This is a genomic window from Streptomyces zagrosensis (assembly GCF_014203645.1).
Taxonomy (GTDB): Bacteria; Actinomycetota; Actinomycetes; order Streptomycetales; family Streptomycetaceae; genus Streptomyces; species Streptomyces zagrosensis.
The window spans coordinates 37,337-53,713 of the sequence record NZ_JACHJL010000015.1 but is presented as its reverse complement, the minus strand read 5'-3'; the positions used below and the strand labels follow the sequence as shown (position 1 = coordinate 53,713).

Genomic DNA, 16,377 nt, shown 5'->3' with positions numbered 1-16,377 from the left:
GAGCGTGTCAGGAGGCGGCGGTACGGCGAACAGAGCGGCCCGCGAGGACGTCCGTGCGGTGTCCGTCTTTGATGACGAAGCGGCCATCGATCAGCACATGCGGAATACCGGTCGGAAGGGTGCGTGGGGCTTCGAATGTCGATCCGGCGGCGACCGTGTCGGGATCGAAGATCACCAGGTCGGCGCGGTATCCGGTCCGTACCAAGCCCCGGTCGGGCAGCCGAAGACGGGCCGCGGGGCGCGAGGTGAGATGCGCCACGCACTCCTCCAGAGGGAGTACGCCGAGCTCGCGCGCGTAGCGTCCGAGGTAGTGCGGGAAGGTCCCGTACGCCCGCGGGTGAGGCTTGTCGCCCTGCAAGATGCCGTCGCTGCCGCCAGTGTGCACGCGGTGTCGCATGATGGTGCGCACATTCTCCTCGTGGCCGACGTGCTGGAGGATCGTGGAGCCCAGGCTGTCCTCGATGAGCAGCCGGCGGGCCGTGGTGAAGGGTTCTTCGTCGCGTTCGGCGGCGCTCGCGGCGATGGTCTTGCCGACGTAGCCGGCCAGCTCCGGTCGGGTGACCCCGGAGATCTCGATGGTGTCCCAGTCGATCGGCACGCCGTGGCAGCCGTCCGCCCCGTCGATCTCCATCACGCGCCGGATGCGCGCGGCGCTCGCATCGTCGCCCAGCCGGGCCTTGATCGCCTCGGGGCCGCCCTCGCTCGCCCAACTCGGCAGCATCGCGGCGAGCGTGGTGCAGCCGGGGGTGTACGGGTACGTGTCGAGGCTGATGTCGGCGTCATCGGCTAGCGCCCGGTCGAGGAGGGCGAGCAGTTCGGGGGCGCGGCCCTCGTTGACGCCGAAGTTCATCGTGGCGTGCGCCAGGTGCAGCGCGCAGCCGGCCTCACGGGTGAGGGCGACCATCTCCTCGTACGCCTCAAGGGCGCCGGCGCCGTATGAGCGGTGGTGCGGGCAGTAGTAGCCGTCGTACGCGGCGACCACCCGGCACAGCTCGGTGAGCTCCGCGTCCGACGCGTACATCCCCGGCGTGTAGGTGAGTCCGGAGGAGAGCCCCACGGCGCCCTCTTCCAGACCGCGGGCCACCAACTCCCGCATGCGCGCGACCTCGGCCGCGGTCGCGGGCCTGTCGTCCCAGCCGACCGCGAGCATCCGCACGGTGCCCTGTGGGATGAGGTACGCGGCGTTGACCGCGATGCCCTGCCCGTCGAAGCCGCGGTCGAGCCGGTCCAGGTAGTCGCCGACGCTTCGCCAGTCGAAGTCGATGCCGCTCGTACCGGGCCCGCCGCCGTTCCATCCGGCGATCTGCGCCCGCACCTCGGCCAGCGTGCGATCGTCCACGGGTGCGTACGACAGGCCGTCTTGCCCGATGACTTCGAGCGTGACGCCCTGCGCGGCCTTGGCCTCGTGCGCGGGGTCGCGCAGCAGGGCGAGGTCGCTGTGCGCGTGCATGTCGATGAACCCGGGGGCCAGGGCGAGGCCGTGCGCCTCGATGGCACTGCGCCCGGTCGGCCGCTGGCCGCCCGTGTCCTCCCGGTGGATGGCGGCGATCCGGCCGCCTTCGATGGCCACATCGGCCCGGTAGGAGGCATCCCCGGTGCCGTCGATGACGCGAACGTCGCGAATGACCAGGTCCATGAGGGCTCTCCTTGGGGGCCGCAGCAGCGGGGCGGGCTGGTTGGCTGGGCGGGCTGGGGTGGGGCAGAAAAACGTGCGGGTTAGAAGAACGTGCGGGTTAGGAAAACGTGCGGGTCAGAAGAACGTGCGGATCAGGTCCGTGACCGTGCCGTCCGACTCGACCAGGGGGATGAGCTGCCACTTGTCGAAGGATGTGCACGGGTGGGAGAGGCCAAGGCCGACCCAGTCGCCCACCTCCAGTCGGGTGCCCGGCTCGGTGTGCAGCCAGCCGTGCTGGTCGGAGAGGCCGGTGAGGGTGATCCCGGCGGCCGGGCGGATTTCGCCGGTACGAGCGTCCCTGACCACCTGCGGCATCGGCAGATGCAGGTCGTACGCCGCGTCCCGCTTTCCCGCGTTGATGAACGCCTGCTCGGCCGTGGGCCGTGAGATGACCTGTGTCCACAGCCGAAAGGCGGGTTGCAGCGCGCCCTCGTCGGGGACGCGGTTGAACGGTGTCAGCTCGCGGTAGTGGCCGTCGTCGTGCGAGACGTACGCCCCCGAGCGCAGCAGCTTGAGCACCGGGCCCGACAGCTCCGGCACCTCCGCGAAGACCTCGGCCACCGCATCGAACCAGGCGCTGCCGCCCGCGCTCACCACGATCTCCGAAGGGTCGGCACCGAAGCGCCCGGCCCGGTCGAACTCGGCTACCAGCGCGATGAGTTGGCGCAGCCAGGCCCGTACGGAAGCATCGTCGGCCTTGGGTACCTCGCCCTCGTAGCCGGCGACGCCGACCAGCCGCAGCGTGCCCACCTCCGCGACCGCGTCGGCGATCGCGAAGCACTCGGCCTCGGTGCGCGCGCCGGTGCGCGCTCCCGCGCCCGCGCCCAGTTCCACGACCACATCGATGGGGCGCCCGGTGCCGGCCGCGCGCAACGCGGCGTCCATCAGCTCCACGCCGCGCACCGAGTCCACGTAACAGATGAGCCGGAAGTCCGGGTCGGCGGTGAGTTCGGCGGCCAGCCAGCGCAGCGCCGCCGGGTCCACGACCTCGTTGGCGAGGAAGATGCGCTGGATGCCGAAGGCGCGGTAGACACGGACGTGGGAGGGGAGGGCGGCGGTGATGCCCCAGGCGCCGTGGGCGAGCTGCTGCTCGAACAGGCGCGGTGCCATGGAGGTCTTGCCGTGCGGGGCGAACGCGAGCCGGTGGCGCTGCGCGTACGTTTCCATGAGGCGCACGTTGTGCTCGACTGACTCGGCCGAAAGGGCGAGCACGGGGGTGGTGAACCCGCCGGTGAACAGGGACCTGCGCGCGGCGGCGAGCGCGCCCACGGTGTCGCCGTCCGCGTCCGGCGGGAGTCCCTTGAACCGGTAGTCGATCCGCTCGTCCGCCAATCGCGCCACGGCGGCCGAGACGCGGCGCAGCCGCGCGGCGGCGGCGTCCGCTCCCGGGGTCGTCACGGCGCGTGCGCCCGGGGTGGGAACGGCGTCCGCGCCCGGGGTTACGGCGTCCGCTTCCGGGGTTGGCGCGGCGCGGCTTGCGGGCGCCGGGTCCAGGTCCTTGCTGTGCTTGGTGGCCATTGAGCCCCCCACAATCTGTTGCATATACTGCAACACTCATTGCGTATATCGCTTACAGCTGTCTAACATCCCGGCAAGCACTGGGTCAACGGTGCGAACCCGCCCATTGAACCGCCCAGCGAACCAGTGAAGACCGCGCGACAGGAGCGAGAGCGATCGTGACCGCAGCCCCGAGCAGCCCGGACGTCGATGTCGTGTGCCTCGGCGAATCCATGGTCACGTTCGCGCCCCAGCGGCCCGGCAGACTCGCCGACGTACCCTCCTTCGACCGTGGAATCGGCGGCGCCGAATCAAACGTCGCCTGCTGCCTGGCCCGCTCCGGGCACTCCGCACGCTGGGTGAGCCGGGTCGGCGCGGACGGCTTCGGTGACCATCTGGTGGCGGCCATCGCCGCGACCGGAGTCGATACCTCCGCCGTCCAGCGCGACCCGGCCCGGCCCACCGGCATCTACTTCCGTACGGCGGGGGAGCGCGCGGTTTCCACCGCCGCGCCCGCCGGCGGCTCCGAGGTCATCTACTACCGCGCCGGGTCCGCCGCCGCCGCGATGGCCCCCGGCGTCGTCAGCCGCGCGACGCTGTGGAGCGGCCGGGTGCTGCATCTGTCCGGCATCACCGCCGCGCTCTCCGCCGACTGCCTCGCCCTGATGCGCGAACTCACCGCCCCGGCCCCCGGCCGCCCGCTCATCTCCTTCGATGTGAACTATCGGGTCGCGCTGTGGCGAAACCAGGGCGAGGCCGGCGCCCCCTCGACTGGCCCGGCCGTGCTTGCCGACCTCGCGCGCGGCTGCGACCTGGTGTTCGTCGGCGAGGACGAGGCGGAAGCCGCCTGGGGCGTGCACGGCCCGGCCGCCATCCGGGCCACCCTGCCCGAGCCCGCGGTGCTCGTGGTCAAGCACGGGGCGCAGGGCGTCACGGTGTACGCGCGGGGGGACGGCGAAGACACCGTTACGCACGCGCCCGCGCTGCGGGTCGAGGTCATCGCCTCCGTGGGCGCCGGCGATGCGTTCGCCGCCGGGTTCCTCTCCGCCACCCTGCGTGGCCTGCCGATCTTCGCCCGGATACGGCACGGCCATCTGATGGCCGCCGCCGCCCTCACCGTCCCCGGCGACCTCGGTACGCCGCCCACCCGGGCCCTCGCGGACCGGCTGGCCGCCCTGGATCAGAACGCGTGGGGCGCACTGCGCCTCGCCCCCGGCTGGACGGCGGCGGCAGCAGAAACGGCCGTAACAGAAACGGCCGCAACAAGGACAGCCGCAACAAGGACAGCCGCAACAAGGACAGCCGCAGCAAAGACGACCGCAGCGGCGAAGACGGTTGCAGCAGATACGACCGCAGCAGATACGGCGATGGCGGCAGCGGCAGACGTGGAGGCGGGGCCAGCCCTGGAGGTACCTACCGTAGAGACATCTAACGCGGAGGTACGTAACCGATGAGTCAGACCGTTGACCGTGCACTGAGCATTCTGCCGCTGCTGGCGGAGGGCCCGGCCAACCTGGAACAGGTCGCGACCCGGCTTGGTGTCCACAAGTCCACCGCCTTGCGGCTGCTGCGCACGCTGCACGAGCACGGCATGGTCTACCGCCAGCAAGACCAGCGGTACCGGCTCGGGGCGCGGCTGTTCGCGCTCGCGCAGGAAGCCGTCGAGAACCTGGATGTGCGCGAGATCGCCCACCCCCACCTAGTCGGACTCAACGAGAAGTGCGGGCACACCGTGCACCTGGCGGTGTACGAGGAGAACGAGGTGCTCTACATCGACAAGGTGGAGAGCCGCTATCCGGTCCGGATGTACTCCCGGATCGGAAAGCCGGTCGCGATCACCGTGGCCGCCGTGGCGAAGCTGCTCCTTGCCGACCTGCCCGAACCGGAGCGGCGCACCGTCGTCGAACGGCTCGACTACCCGCTCTACACCTCCCGTTCGACCTCGGGCCCGGCAGCCTTCCTGACAGAGCTGGCCACGGTGCGCGAACAAGGGTGGGCCAGCGACCTCGGCGGACACGAGGAGTCCATCAACTGCATCGGTGCGCCCATTCGGGGCGCCGATGGGCGGGTGATCGCCGCGTGTTCGGTGTCCGCGCCGAATGTCGTGGTCACCAGCGAGGAGCTGCTCACCCTGCTCCCGCTGGTGCGGCACACCGCCGACGCCATCAGCCGCGAATACTCGGGAAAGCACCACTGATCGAACTGCAAGGAACATCCAAACCCCAGCACGAGTCCAAACCAGCACGAGTCCAAACCAGCACGAGTCCAAACCCAGTACGAGTCCGAACCTCCAGCAGTGTCCGGACCTTCGGAAGTGAGGAAGCCCCGCATGAGTGACAAGCTCCACAAGACGGCCATCACGCCATCCACCCACACCGCGCCGCCCGCGAAGTTCTCGCACGGCGTCCGCAAGGGGAACATCCTCCAGGTCGCGGGGCAGGTCGGTTTTCTGCCCGCTACCCCAGGGCACTCCCCGACCCCCGCCGGGCCAACGCTGCGCGAGCAGACCGTGCAAACCCTGGCCAACGTCAAGGCGATTCTTGAGGAGGGTGGGGCGAGCTGGGAGGACGTGGTGATGCTGCGCGTCTACCTCACCGACGTTGAGCACTTCGCCGAGCTGAACGAGATTTACAACGAGTATTTCGCCGACCTGAAGGAGGCCCCGTCCGCCCGTACGACGGTGTACGTCGGCCTCCCGGCCGGACTGCTCATCGAGATCGACGCCCTCGCCGTACTCGGCTGAGCCCCTGAGCCGCCCCGGGGCGCGCGGCCCCTCCGGAACCACCCCGCCGGAGGGCTCTGCGTCCCGGGGCCCCAACTCCCGCCCCATACGTCGGCCTCGCAAGCTGCCGGCCGACACGCCGCGCACGCCCCAACACAGCGCCCTATCCTGGCAGTTGGGGGTGCGCGTTCCAGGGCCACCTGGAGTGGCTCGCCGGCCCGTGACCGTACGCCGGTCCAGGTCCGAAACCCACGGGCAGCGCCCTCTGAGGTCCCTCCGATGGCCAGCCAACTACTGAGCTACGCGGCCGAGTTCACGCACCACAGCCGGCACCCCCAGCACCACCAGCAACAAGCCGACCCAGTCCAGCTCAGCCCAGCCCTACCCGTTGCCGCTCGGCGGGCAGCCGGTGGCCGGCGCACCACCCCTCGCGTACGGCACGGACTCCAGGCTCCGGACGGACCCGGCACCACCCGCGCCCCGCACCAAACGCACCTCCCGCACCAACCGCACCTCCCGTACCAACCGCACCTCCCGTCACCCATACCCCCACCACCCGCGCTGGAGCGTGAACCGGCCCCCATGACGAACCCCACGGCGCACACCCCAGGCACGTGACACCACACCCCACCGCACGCCTCACCCCTACCCGCTCGGCACGCGGCGCGCAGCCGCCGTGCCGCGGTCCCCCCTACCCATAAATTCCCCTGGAAACAACGGAGTTCCCATGCTTCTCGCAGCCGCTCCCGTTGCCGAGATACCACCGCACACCGGTGGCCTCTTGCTGCTCATCGACGGCACCGCCGGTTTGCTGACCGTCGCCGCCCTCGGCATTGCGCTTCTGCTCTTCCTGATCATCAAGGTGCGGCTCCAGCCGTTCGTCGCGCTGCTCGCCGTGTCCATCGCGGTGGGTCTGGCCGCAGGGCTCTCGGTCACCGAACTCTTCGGCACCGTGCAGAAGTCCGACGCCGTCTCGCTCATCGAGACCGGAATGGGTGGCATCCTCGGCCACATCGCGATCATCATCGGCCTGGGCACCATGCTCGGCGCGATACTCGAAGTCTCCGGTGGTGCCGAGGCGCTCAGCGCCCGGTTGCTCGCCCTCTTCGGCGAGCGCAGAGCCCCGCTCGCCATGGGCCTGACCGGCCTGATCTTCGGCATTCCGGTCTTCTTCGACGTCGGCATCTTCGTCCTCGCGCCGATCGTCTACGCCGCGGCCAAGCGCAGCGGGAAGTCGATTCTGCTGTACTGCATGCCGCTGCTGGCCGGCCTGTCCATGACGCACGCGTTCTTGCCGCCGCACCCAGGCCCGGTGGCCGCCGCCGGCATGCTGCACGTGGATCTCGGTTGGGTCATCTTGATGGGCGTGGTCTGCGGGGTGCCCGCGGTGCTCGCGGCCTGGGTGTACGCGGCGTGGATCGGGCATCGCGTCTTCGTCCCCGTACCGCAGGACATGGTGGAGGCGGCCGAGGAGGCCAAGGCCGCCGTCGCGGCCGAACAGCGCGCGAGCGCCGCAGCCCGCGCCACGACAGGTGGCCTCACCGGTGGCGCTGAAGCCGGTGCCGGGCCAGGCGCCGGTACGGGCGGTGCGGGCGGCAAGAAAGGCGCGGGGGGCGCGGGGGGCGCGGGGGGCGCCGGAACGTCGGCTATCCCGGCCGCTACCCCGGCCGCGGAGAAGCCGGTGGCGGTCGGCACCGTACTCGCCATCATCGGCACCCCGCTGTTGCTCATCCTGTGCGCGACGTTCTCCTCCATCGCCTTCGAGCCCAGCACGGGCCGCTCCGTCGTGGAGTTCTTCGGCCACCCCTTCGTGGCGCTGACCATCGCGCTGCTGCTCGCCTACTACGTACTGGGCCTGCGCCGCGGCTGGTCGCGCAAGTCCCTGGAGACCGTGTCCACCGCGTCCCTCAAGCCGGTCGGCAACATCCTGCTCGTGGTCGGCGCCGGTGGCGTCTTCGGTGCGGTGCTCAAGGGCAGCGGTGTCGCGCAGGCGCTGGCCGACGCGTTCGACAGCGCCGGGCTGCCGGTCATCGTGCTGGCCTGGCTGATCTCCCTGGTGCTGCGGGTCGCCCAGGGTTCGGCGACGGTCGCGATCGTCACCACGGCGGGCATCGTCTCCCCGCTGCTGGCCGGCGGTGACTACTCGCAGGCACACCTGGCGCTCGTGATCATGGCCATCTCCGCGGGTTCCATCTTCGCCTCGCACGTCAACGATGGCGGCTTTTGGATGGTGGCCAAGTATTTCGGCATCTCCGAGCGCGACACCCTCAAGTCCTGGACGGTCTTGGAGTCGGTGCTCTCGGTGGCGGGCTTCGTGATGGCGGCGGCGCTGAGTGTGGTGATCTAGCGCCGGAGCGTACGGAGCGTGCGCGCTCCTCAGCGCGCACCCCCGCACGATCGCAGGCGGGCCCGGCAGCGGCCCGTTCCGTGGCGCAACGCGGCCCCGAAGCGGAAGTTAATCCCCGCCTCGGGGCCACGCGCCGTCGCTGAGTGGCCGATACCAGCACCAGCACCAGCACTTACGCAAGCACCAGCGTCCACGTAAGCATCAGCACGTAGCACCAGCACGTAAGACCAGCACCAGCATCAGCACCAGTGGAACGCGCCAGTCCCGCACCACTCGCTCACGCACTGCTACAGCTTCGCAACATCCGGCGCGCCGAGCGCTTACCGCCCGTATCAACGTCTTCATGGCCGCTATACCGTCCCGCCGCTCCGGCCGCGCTGCCCGTCTGCGCCGCGTTGCCCGCCGCCGCACCCGTACCGCGCCCCGCCGCGCGTCCGCTCCGATCGGCTCCCGCCCGGCAGGGCGACGCCGCCGCACCCCCGAGCCCACGCCCTCTACCCCGCAGACGGTGGTTGCCGCACCAACGGACGGGTGGACGCGCCTTCAGCAGGCTGCGGGCACCCTGGCCGCCCTGGGCACCCTCGCCGTGATCGTCTTCACTTGGCTGTCGCTCCAGCAGGTCGACAACGAGCACGCCCTCACCCGCGAAGGGCAAGTCACCGACCGTTACAACAACGCCGTTGGCAACATCGGCGAAGACGCCCTGGAGGTGCGCCTGGGCGGCATCTACGCCCTGCAACGCATCATGGAGGACTCCCCCCGCGACCAGCCCTCCATCGTCAACGTTCTGTCCACCTACATCCGCAACCACGCCAAGAAACCCAAACAAGCCGCAGGCGCCGCCAACCAGGAACCGGCCAGTGACGTCCAAGCGGCCCTCACCGCACTCGACAGTCGGGACCGAGCCCACGACGGCACCGAAAACGTGAACCTGACCCACGCGTACCTGGCTGGCGCGCACCTGGAAGGCGCGGACCTGACCGATGCGAAACTGGCCGGCGCGGACCTGACCGACGCGAACTTGAACTTCGCGGACCTGACCAATGCGAACCTGGAAGGCGCGCACCTGACCCGCGCATACCTGGCTGACGCGAACCTGACCGACGCGAACCTGGAAGGCGCGCACCTGACCGAGACGAACCTGTCCGAGGCATCTCTGACCGCGGCGTCTCTGACTGACGCGAACCTGACCGACGCGAACCTGGACTTCGCGGACCTGGCCGGCGCGTACCTGCCTGGCGCGAACCTGGAAGGCGCGTACCTGGAAGGCGCGGACCTGACCGACGCAGACTTGCCTGGCGCGGACCTGACCGATGCGGACCTGACCGACGCGGACCTGACTGGCACAGATCTGACCGGCGCGAAGTGGTAGTGCACCGCCCTTCAGGCGTGACGACGACGACCAAACAAGGGCCCGGTGACAGGTGAACCACTGCCCTGACCAGTACGGACACGCCTGTACCCGTAGATGAGTGGCGGGCCCGGCAGCGGCCCGTTCCGTGGCGCAACGCGGCCCCGAGGCGGGAGTCAATCCCCGCCTCGGGGCCGCGCGCCGTCGCTGAGTGGCCGGTATCAGCACCAGCACCAGCACTTACGCAGGCACCAGCGTCCACGTAAGCATCAGCACGTAGCACCAGCACGTAAGACCAGCACCAGCATCAGCGCCAGTCCCGCACCGCTGACTCATCCGCACCGCTCAGCTACCCGAACTGCTCAGCCGCCCAAACCGTTCAGCCACCTGAACCGCTCAGCCACCCAAGCCGCTCGGCCATGCGCACCGCTCAGCTACCCGAGCAATACTGCTGCTCCTTGCCGATGGACCGATACATGCAGTCCGAGTTCTCCAGAAGTTGGAGCACCGCGTCGCGGTTACGGCTGGTTTCCCGCTCGATGACCTCGTCGGGCGGGTAGAAGCCGCCACCACCGCTGGGGCCCGGGTACATCTCGAAGGTGTAGCCGAAGATCTTCTGGTTGCCCCACAGCCAGTCGTCGATCGACCCGTCAGTGACGTACAGGTCGCTGGACTGCTCCGGCGTGTAGCGGTTGCTGGTGGCCATCTTGCGGCCGACCGTGGCGAACGCGTCCCGGTCGTCCTGGGTCAGGCCGGGCGCGGTGTCGGCGCTGGTGTAGCCGTAGGGCCACAGGATGAGCTCGCTGTAGGTGTGGAAGTCGATGGCTGCCTTGATCTGCTGCTTGCCGCCGACGATCCGGCTGCGCACGAAGTCGGCGACGACCCGCACCTCGGGCGACGACTCGGCGCGCGGTCCGCGGTAGGTCTCCGAGCTCGGGTTACCGGAGGAGCCGTTACAGCAGCCGAACTTGAAGTCCCAGTTGCGGTTCTCGTCCGTGCCGACCGCGGTTGAGCCGGAGTTGGGCTGCCGGTTCTTGCGCCAGCTGCGGTACGAGCCGGAGGCGATGTCGTACTCGCCGCCGTCCGGGTTCAGATCCGGCACGATCCATATCTCACGGCTGTCGACCATCTTCTTGATCCGCGCGTCGGTCGTGTAGTCCTCACCGAACTCACGGATCAGGTACAGCGCCATCTCGACGGTCAGGTGCTCGCGGGCGTGCTGGTGGTGCGTGAACAGCACCTCGGGCTCGGCCTCGTCGGTGCCGACATTGTCGCTGATCTTGATCGCGATGATGTCTCGGCCCTGGTAGGACTTGCCGATGACCCGCTTGCTCATGATGTTCGAGTATTTGGCGACCTTGTCGTTGATGTCCGACGTGGCCTCCGCGTAGTTGTGGTAGCGCGAGTCGGCGGGCGGGAAGTCACGCGGGGTGGCTTCCTTGCCGTTGGCACGGGCGGGCGGCCCCGCCAGTTGCTTGACCGGGTAGCCAAGGGCGCGCACGCGCTTGAGTTCTGCGGCGTCCGCGGTGATGGTCACGGACTTTTCTTGTACGGCGTCGATGGCGACGCCGGTACCGGCGATCTTGGTGCGCTTGGCCGCGGTGTCCGGGCCTGTCACCTCGTACTGCCGGGCAACGTCGGTGGCCTCGGCCGCGGACGTGTCCTCGCGGGAGCCGGACGCTGAGTCATCGGCGTTGGCCGCCAATGGCGCAGAGAGGGCGATGGCGAGCAGGGCGGCGAGGACGGCGGTCCTCTTGCCCCTGGTTCGTAGTCGCATGAGGGGTCTCCTGGGTGGGGGTGGGTCCAGTAGTGCGACGTGCGAGTGCCGTGCCCGCCGGGGATACGGGCGGACACGGGAGCCGGCCGCGAGGTACGGCGGAGGCGCCGGGGACAGTCTTGGGTTCTGGCATGCTCGGGTCAACATGTGGAGCTGATGTGAACCCGCCAATTTTTTGGGTTTCCGACTCCTTGATTGCTCAAGGGGGTCGATGCACTCAGAATGCGCATGACAAACGCATGGTGCACACACCACATCCGAAGGGAAGGACCCCCCACGTGAACCGAACCGTCATAGGTGCCCTGTCGGCCCTGGCGTTGAGCAGCTTGGTGGCCGGCGGGCTCGGCGTCACCTCCGCTGCGGCAACCGACAACGGCGCGACCGACACGAGCGTGACCAGCACGAGTGCCAGCGACAGAGACGCGATACACACCGGCACGACCAAGCTGAGGCCCAAGGTCAAGGCCGTGACCTACGAGGGCACGGTGGCCCTCAGCAACTGCTCGGGCTCGGTGGTGAAGCTGCCGACCTCCACCGACCAGGACCCGGCCTTGGTCTTGACCAATGGGCACTGCCTCGAAGGCGGCATGCCGGCAGCCGGCACTGTGATCGTGGACAAGCCCTCCAGTCGAAGCTTCACGCTGCTGAACGCGACCGCGGGCAACGCGGGCACGGTGCGGGCCACGAAGGTCGCGTACGGGACGATGACCGACACCGATGCCGCGCTGTACGAGGTGAACGCGACCTACGCGCAGATCAAGCAGCGCTACAACGTCAACCCGCTTGACCTCCAGGCCGAGCGCCCCTCGTCGGGCGCCAGCATCAAGGTGGTCTCGGGTTACTGGAAGCGGACGTACACCTGCAACATCAACGGTTTCGTTCCCCAGCTGAAAGAGGGCAGCTGGACCTGGAAGGACTCGGTCCGCTACACCTCGCCGTGCAACGTCATCGGGGGCACATCCGGCTCGCCGGTGATCGACGCCGCCAGCGGCAAGGTGGTGGCCGTCAACAACACCATCAACGAGTCCGGCCAGCGCTGCACCATGAACAACCCGTGCGAGGTGGCTGAGAACGGTCAGGTCACCGTCCGCCGGGGCATCGGCTACGCGCAGCAGACGTACCAGATCACCCGCTGCGTGGGCGCCGGCAACAAGGTCAACCTGAACCTGCCGGGCTGCACCCTGCCCAAGCCGCGCGCCGCGCACGCGGGCGTCACGAGCCCGCTCGTGACCGCCGCCGCACCGGGGCTCCCGGCCGTTCGATAGTCCGCCGCGGCGGGCCGGTGTCGAGCCGGCCCGCCGACTGACTGGCCCGTTGGCCCGTTAGCGCCTTCGGCGCGCGGCGTGTTCAGGCCAAGTTGCCTGATGGGGGCGGTGGCGGTTTGCCGCCGCCCCACACCTCCGTACCGGCCGGTGCATTGCCGGGAGGAGCCGCGGAGCCTGACAATGCGCACGTCAAATTCCCATGCATGCCGGTATGGAGGAACCCCCCACATGAACAGAACCCTGATAGGCGCCCTCTCGGCCCTGGCCCTCAGCGCGGGCGCCATCGGTGTCGGAGCCACCACGGCCACGGCGGCGGACGCGAACTCGCGCGCCATCGCCGCGCAGAGCGTCAACACGACCGTGGCGGCCAAGCCCAAGGCCGTCACCTTCGAGGGCGCGGTGGCGCTGAGCAACTGCTCGGGCTCCGTGGTGAAGCTGCCGAACTCCACGGACCAGGACCGCGCGCTGGTCATGTCCAACGGCCACTGTCTGGACGAGGGCTTCCCCGCCCCCGGCAAGGTCGTGGTGAACAAGCCGTCGAGCCGCAGCTTCACGCTCCTGAACGCGACGGCGGGCAACGCGGGCAAGATCAAGGCCACGAAGATCGCGTACGCGACGATGACGGACACCGATGTCTCGCTGTACGAGACGGACACCACCTACGCCGGCATCAAGCAGAAGTTCGGCGTCAAGGCGCTGGAACTGTCGGGCGAGCACCCGAAGGCGGGCGCGGCCATCAGCGTGGTGTCGGGCTACTGGAAGAAGCAGTACACCTGCAACATCGATGGTTTTGTGCACCAGTTGAGGGAGGGCAAGTGGACCTGGAAGGACTCGGTCCGCTACACCCCGCAGTGCCAGACCATCGGCGGCACATCGGGCTCGCCCGTAGTGGACACCGCGACCGGCAAGGTGATCGCGGTCAACAACACCGGCAACGAGTCCGGCGAGCGCTGCACGGACAACAACCCGTGCGAGGTGGACCAGAACGGCAAGATCACGGTCCGCAAGGGCATCAACTACGCGCAGCAGTCCTACCAGATCACGCAGTGCGTGGCCAAGGGCAACAAGGTGGACCTGAGCCTGCCGGGCTGCACCCTGCCGAAGCCGTAGCGGTAACCGCGGGCGCATGAAGTGAGCGCCCCTTGAGTGGAGTTCGGCGGTCACTCAAGGGGCGTTTTCTTGTCGTACGAGGCTGTGTCGTACGAGGTTGTTGTGCGGGGGCTTAGCCCTGGAAGTGGCCTGCTTTGATGCTGGTGATGAAGGCGTTCCAGGCTGCTGGTTCGAAGGTGAGGGCGGGGCCGCTCGGGTTCTTGCTGTCGCGTACGGGGACGGTGCCGCGCTCGTGTGCGTGGGTGGGGCACCACTCGACGCACGCATTCTCTAGGCCGCCGCTGTAGCTGGACTTCACCCATCGATGCATGTGTGTTCCCTCCGGATCTTGATGTTGGACGCGGTGGGTGCATGAAGTGAGCGCCCCTTAAGCGAAGTTCGACGGCCACTTGAGGGGCGCTCTCTTGTCGTTCGCGGCTGTCGTGTGGGGGCTTAGCCCTGGAAGTGGCCGGCTTTAAGGCTGGTGATGAACGCGTTCCAGGCTGCCGGCTGGAAGGTGAGGGCGGGGCCGCTCGGGTTCTTGCTGTCGCGTACGGGGACGGTGCCAGAGGTGGTGGCGTGGTCCGGGGCCCATTCCACGCACTGGCCTCCCTGGGCGTCGCTGTAGCTGGACTTCACCCATCGGTGCATTCGTGTTCCCTCCGCTTCTGGTGGACGGGGTGCAGCGAGTGAATGAAGGGAACGCCCCTTGTGTGCCGTTCAGCGGTCACTCAAGGGGCGCTCTCTGCCGTACAAGGGGGTCAGCGCTGGAAGTCGCCGCTCTTGATGCTGGTGATGAACGCGTTCCAGGCTGCCGGTTCGAAGGTGAGAGCCGGGCCGCCCGGGTTTTTGCTGTCACGTACGGGGACGGTGCCAGAGGTGGTGGCGTGGTCCGGGGCCCATTCCACGCACTGGCCTCCGTCGCCGTTGCTGTAGCTGGACTTCACCCATCGGTGCATTCGTGTTCCCTCCGGATCTTGTGGATGAGGCGCAACGAGTCCGCTTCTGACGCCGCGGATGCACGCATGTGATCAAACCTACCCGCCCACCGGCGCACGGCCTCCTGTGAGTCGTTGACGTGCCCCGTCCCCGTGGTCTCCGAATAGAGAACGGGCCCCTCGTCGCTCGCTGTTGGGGACAGCATGGTGAAGGGCATGTCTGTCGTTGGGGCACCGGCCCGGAACGGAAGAACCTGCACCGTGATGTGCGGTTCCACCGCCCTCTCTAGCACGTAGTCGAGTTGCGCCGCCATGACTTTGGCGCCCCCGACCGGAACTTGGAGCGCGGCCTCGTGCACGATGAGCCAGAACTGCGGGGGTGACTGTCGTTGCGTTACCTCGCGTCGGGCCATGCGTGCATCGACGCGTGTCTTGATCGCCTCATTGCCTTCGTACGGCCTGCTAGCGCGGAAGACCGCTTCCGCATACTCAGGCGTCTGCACCGCGCCCATCAGGAAGATGGTCGAGTAGTCCGAGATGGCCGACGCTTCCTTCTCCAGCGCAACGTACGGTCGGAACCAGTCCGGATGACCGTGCTCGCGGATACGGGTGGCCAGTCGTGTGAAGTACCCGCTGGTCGCGAACACGCGGTCGCACGATTCCGCGAACTGCTCGGAGCCGAGCAGGCTTCCGTTCTCGACGCGGGAGACGTACGTGCGGTCATACGCGGCTGCTAGCGCGAGCTGCGCCTGGGTCATCCCCGCGTGCTCGCGCGCGTGGCGTACTTCGCTTCCGAAGAAGGCGATGCCGCCAACAGGCGCGGCGGGGTCCTTGGTTGTTTGGTGCGGCATCATGCGCGGCCACCCCTCTCGGCTGAGTGTGTGTTCGGGTGACCGCCTGGCAGTCACGCCATGAGCCCTATCGAGAGTACGCACTTTGAGCCGACTCTGTGAGGGATCGATCACACTCGGTGATCCGTAAGTACGGCAAGGACCGAAGCCATGCCCCACATGATGACCATCAGGGTCTACCGCAAGCGCCCCGGCGAACAGCCGGTCCCGCTCACCTCCACGACCACCGTCCACGTCGATCCGGACGACCTCACCCACGGGGAGCTTGAGTCCCAGCACCTCCCCAACGCCTGGGGCCCGTGCCGGTGCCCGCGGCACCGTGCGGAGGGGGGCGGTGAATGAGCCCCCTCTGCGCCGCGTACTGACGGGCCGGCACGAGGTCATCACCGTCTCCGGCATCGTGCTGCGGTTCTTCCTCGCCGACGCCGAACTGTCCGATCCGGACTGCGGCTGGGAACCCGCGTGCGACTGGGACTTCCAACGGGCCTACGAGAACGCGCTGTTCGACCCGGAAGCCATGGAACGGGGCGACCTGCGCACCAACACCTCCCGCATCCAGTTCGCCTTGGACGCGCTCGCCGGGCCCGGCAGCTACTTCTGGTCGGACGGGGGTGCGAAGGCCGGCATCATGACCACGAACGGCAAGACGCCCGAGGACTGCGGCCTCGGCCTGGCGACAGCCCGTAAGAACCGCGAGGGCGTGGCGTGAGCACGGTGCACCGCTGTCGATCGCCTCCTACGCGCCCCGCGGCACGAGGTGCGTCAGGGCATGGCGCACCTCAATCCGTTGCGCGCCCCCTTGTGCGATCAGGTCGCGAACGGTCTCATGATCCGCACACATCAGGGGGCGAGTGCGGAGGCGACG

General features: G+C 68.7%; 15 protein-coding genes and 1 pseudogene. 9 read left to right on the top strand and 7 right to left on the bottom strand.

What is annotated here, in order from left to right; genetic code table 11:
• Positions 1–7 precede the first annotated feature (7 nt).
• Positions 8–1,636: an N-acyl-D-amino-acid deacylase family protein gene (locus tag FHS42_RS25415; RefSeq protein WP_184575827.1), complete on the bottom strand. Its 1,629-nt coding sequence runs from the start codon at positions 1,634–1,636 to the stop codon at positions 8–10.
• 114 nt (positions 1,637–1,750) lie between these two features.
• Positions 1,751–3,016 (bottom strand): alanine racemase, encoded by a 1,266-nt coding sequence (locus tag FHS42_RS25410; RefSeq protein WP_312867040.1) that lies wholly within the window; start codon positions 3,014–3,016, stop codon positions 1,751–1,753.
• A 389-nt stretch (positions 3,017–3,405) separates the two neighbouring features.
• Between FHS42_RS25410 and FHS42_RS25405 the strand changes: the two are divergent.
• The 5 genes and pseudogenes from FHS42_RS25405 to FHS42_RS25385 all read left to right on the top strand — a co-directional run.
• Positions 3,406–4,404: pseudogene (locus FHS42_RS25405) on the top strand (sugar kinase); the annotation flags it as partial.
• Positions 4,405–4,622: 218 nt separating this feature from the next.
• Entirely contained in the window at positions 4,623–5,369 is a 747-nt protein-coding gene (locus FHS42_RS25400) for an IclR family transcriptional regulator (RefSeq protein WP_184575825.1), read from the top strand.
• Positions 5,370–5,501: 132 nt separating this feature from the next.
• On the top strand, positions 5,502–5,915 hold the full coding sequence (locus FHS42_RS25395; protein WP_184575823.1) for a RidA family protein: 414 nt from the start codon (positions 5,502–5,504) through the stop codon (positions 5,913–5,915).
• 706 nt (positions 5,916–6,621) lie between these two features.
• Positions 6,622–8,241, top strand: a complete 1,620-nt coding sequence (locus tag FHS42_RS25390; protein WP_184575821.1) for a GntP family permease — start codon at positions 6,622–6,624, stop codon at positions 8,239–8,241.
• Positions 8,242–8,584: 343 nt separating this feature from the next.
• Positions 8,585–9,613 carry a pentapeptide repeat-containing protein gene (locus FHS42_RS25385; protein WP_184575819.1) on the top strand — a complete coding sequence of 343 codons (1,029 nt, stop codon included), beginning with the start codon at positions 8,585–8,587 and terminating at the stop codon, positions 9,611–9,613.
• Between the two features lie 409 nt (positions 9,614–10,022).
• Here FHS42_RS25385 and FHS42_RS25380 read toward each other — a convergent pair whose 3' ends face one another.
• The gene (locus FHS42_RS25380; RefSeq protein ID WP_184575817.1) at positions 10,023–11,369 is read right to left on the bottom strand and encodes a M14 family metallopeptidase; all 1,347 of its coding nucleotides are present in this window, start codon (positions 11,367–11,369) and stop codon (positions 10,023–10,025) included.
• A gap of 278 nt (positions 11,370–11,647) precedes the next feature.
• Here FHS42_RS25380 and FHS42_RS25375 point away from each other — a divergent pair, with 278 nt between their 5' ends.
• Together FHS42_RS25375 and FHS42_RS25370 are read left to right on the top strand one after the other, a co-directional pair.
• Positions 11,648–12,634: a S1 family peptidase gene (locus FHS42_RS25375; RefSeq protein WP_184575815.1), complete on the top strand. Its 987-nt coding sequence runs from the start codon at positions 11,648–11,650 to the stop codon at positions 12,632–12,634.
• Between the two features lie 228 nt (positions 12,635–12,862).
• Positions 12,863–13,744, top strand: a complete 882-nt coding sequence (locus FHS42_RS25370) for a S1 family peptidase (RefSeq protein WP_184575813.1) — start codon at positions 12,863–12,865, stop codon at positions 13,742–13,744.
• A gap of 112 nt (positions 13,745–13,856) precedes the next feature.
• On the opposite strand, the gene FHS42_RS25365 is transcribed toward FHS42_RS25370, so the two are convergent.
• The 4 genes from FHS42_RS25365 to FHS42_RS25350 all read right to left on the bottom strand — a co-directional run bounded on the left by FHS42_RS25365 (position 13,857) and on the right by FHS42_RS25350 (position 15,515).
• On the bottom strand, positions 13,857–14,054 hold the full coding sequence (locus FHS42_RS25365) for a DUF397 domain-containing protein (protein WP_184575811.1): 198 nt from the start codon (positions 14,052–14,054) through the stop codon (positions 13,857–13,859).
• Positions 14,055–14,176: 122 nt separating this feature from the next.
• Positions 14,177–14,374, bottom strand: coding sequence for a DUF397 domain-containing protein (locus tag FHS42_RS25360; RefSeq protein ID WP_184575809.1), 198 nt, complete (start codon positions 14,372–14,374; stop codon positions 14,177–14,179).
• Between the two features lie 110 nt (positions 14,375–14,484).
• Entirely contained in the window at positions 14,485–14,682 is a 198-nt protein-coding gene (locus FHS42_RS25355) for a DUF397 domain-containing protein (RefSeq protein WP_184575807.1), read from the bottom strand.
• Positions 14,667–15,515, bottom strand: coding sequence for a helix-turn-helix domain-containing protein (locus tag FHS42_RS25350; RefSeq protein WP_246495393.1), 849 nt, complete (start codon positions 15,513–15,515; stop codon positions 14,667–14,669). The genes FHS42_RS25355 and FHS42_RS25350 overlap by 16 nt, the downstream gene beginning before the upstream one ends.
• A 147-nt stretch (positions 15,516–15,662) precedes the next feature.
• Here FHS42_RS25350 and FHS42_RS25345 point away from each other — a divergent pair, with 147 nt between their 5' ends.
• Together FHS42_RS25345 and FHS42_RS25340 are read left to right on the top strand one after the other, a co-directional pair.
• Positions 15,663–15,854, top strand: a complete 192-nt coding sequence (locus FHS42_RS25345; RefSeq protein WP_184575805.1) for a hypothetical protein — start codon at positions 15,663–15,665, stop codon at positions 15,852–15,854.
• A complete protein-coding gene (locus tag FHS42_RS25340; RefSeq protein WP_184575802.1) occupies positions 15,847–16,221 on the top strand; it encodes a hypothetical protein in 375 nt (124 codons plus the stop codon). The genes FHS42_RS25345 and FHS42_RS25340 overlap by 8 nt, the downstream gene beginning before the upstream one ends.
• Positions 16,222–16,377 lie beyond the last annotated feature (156 nt).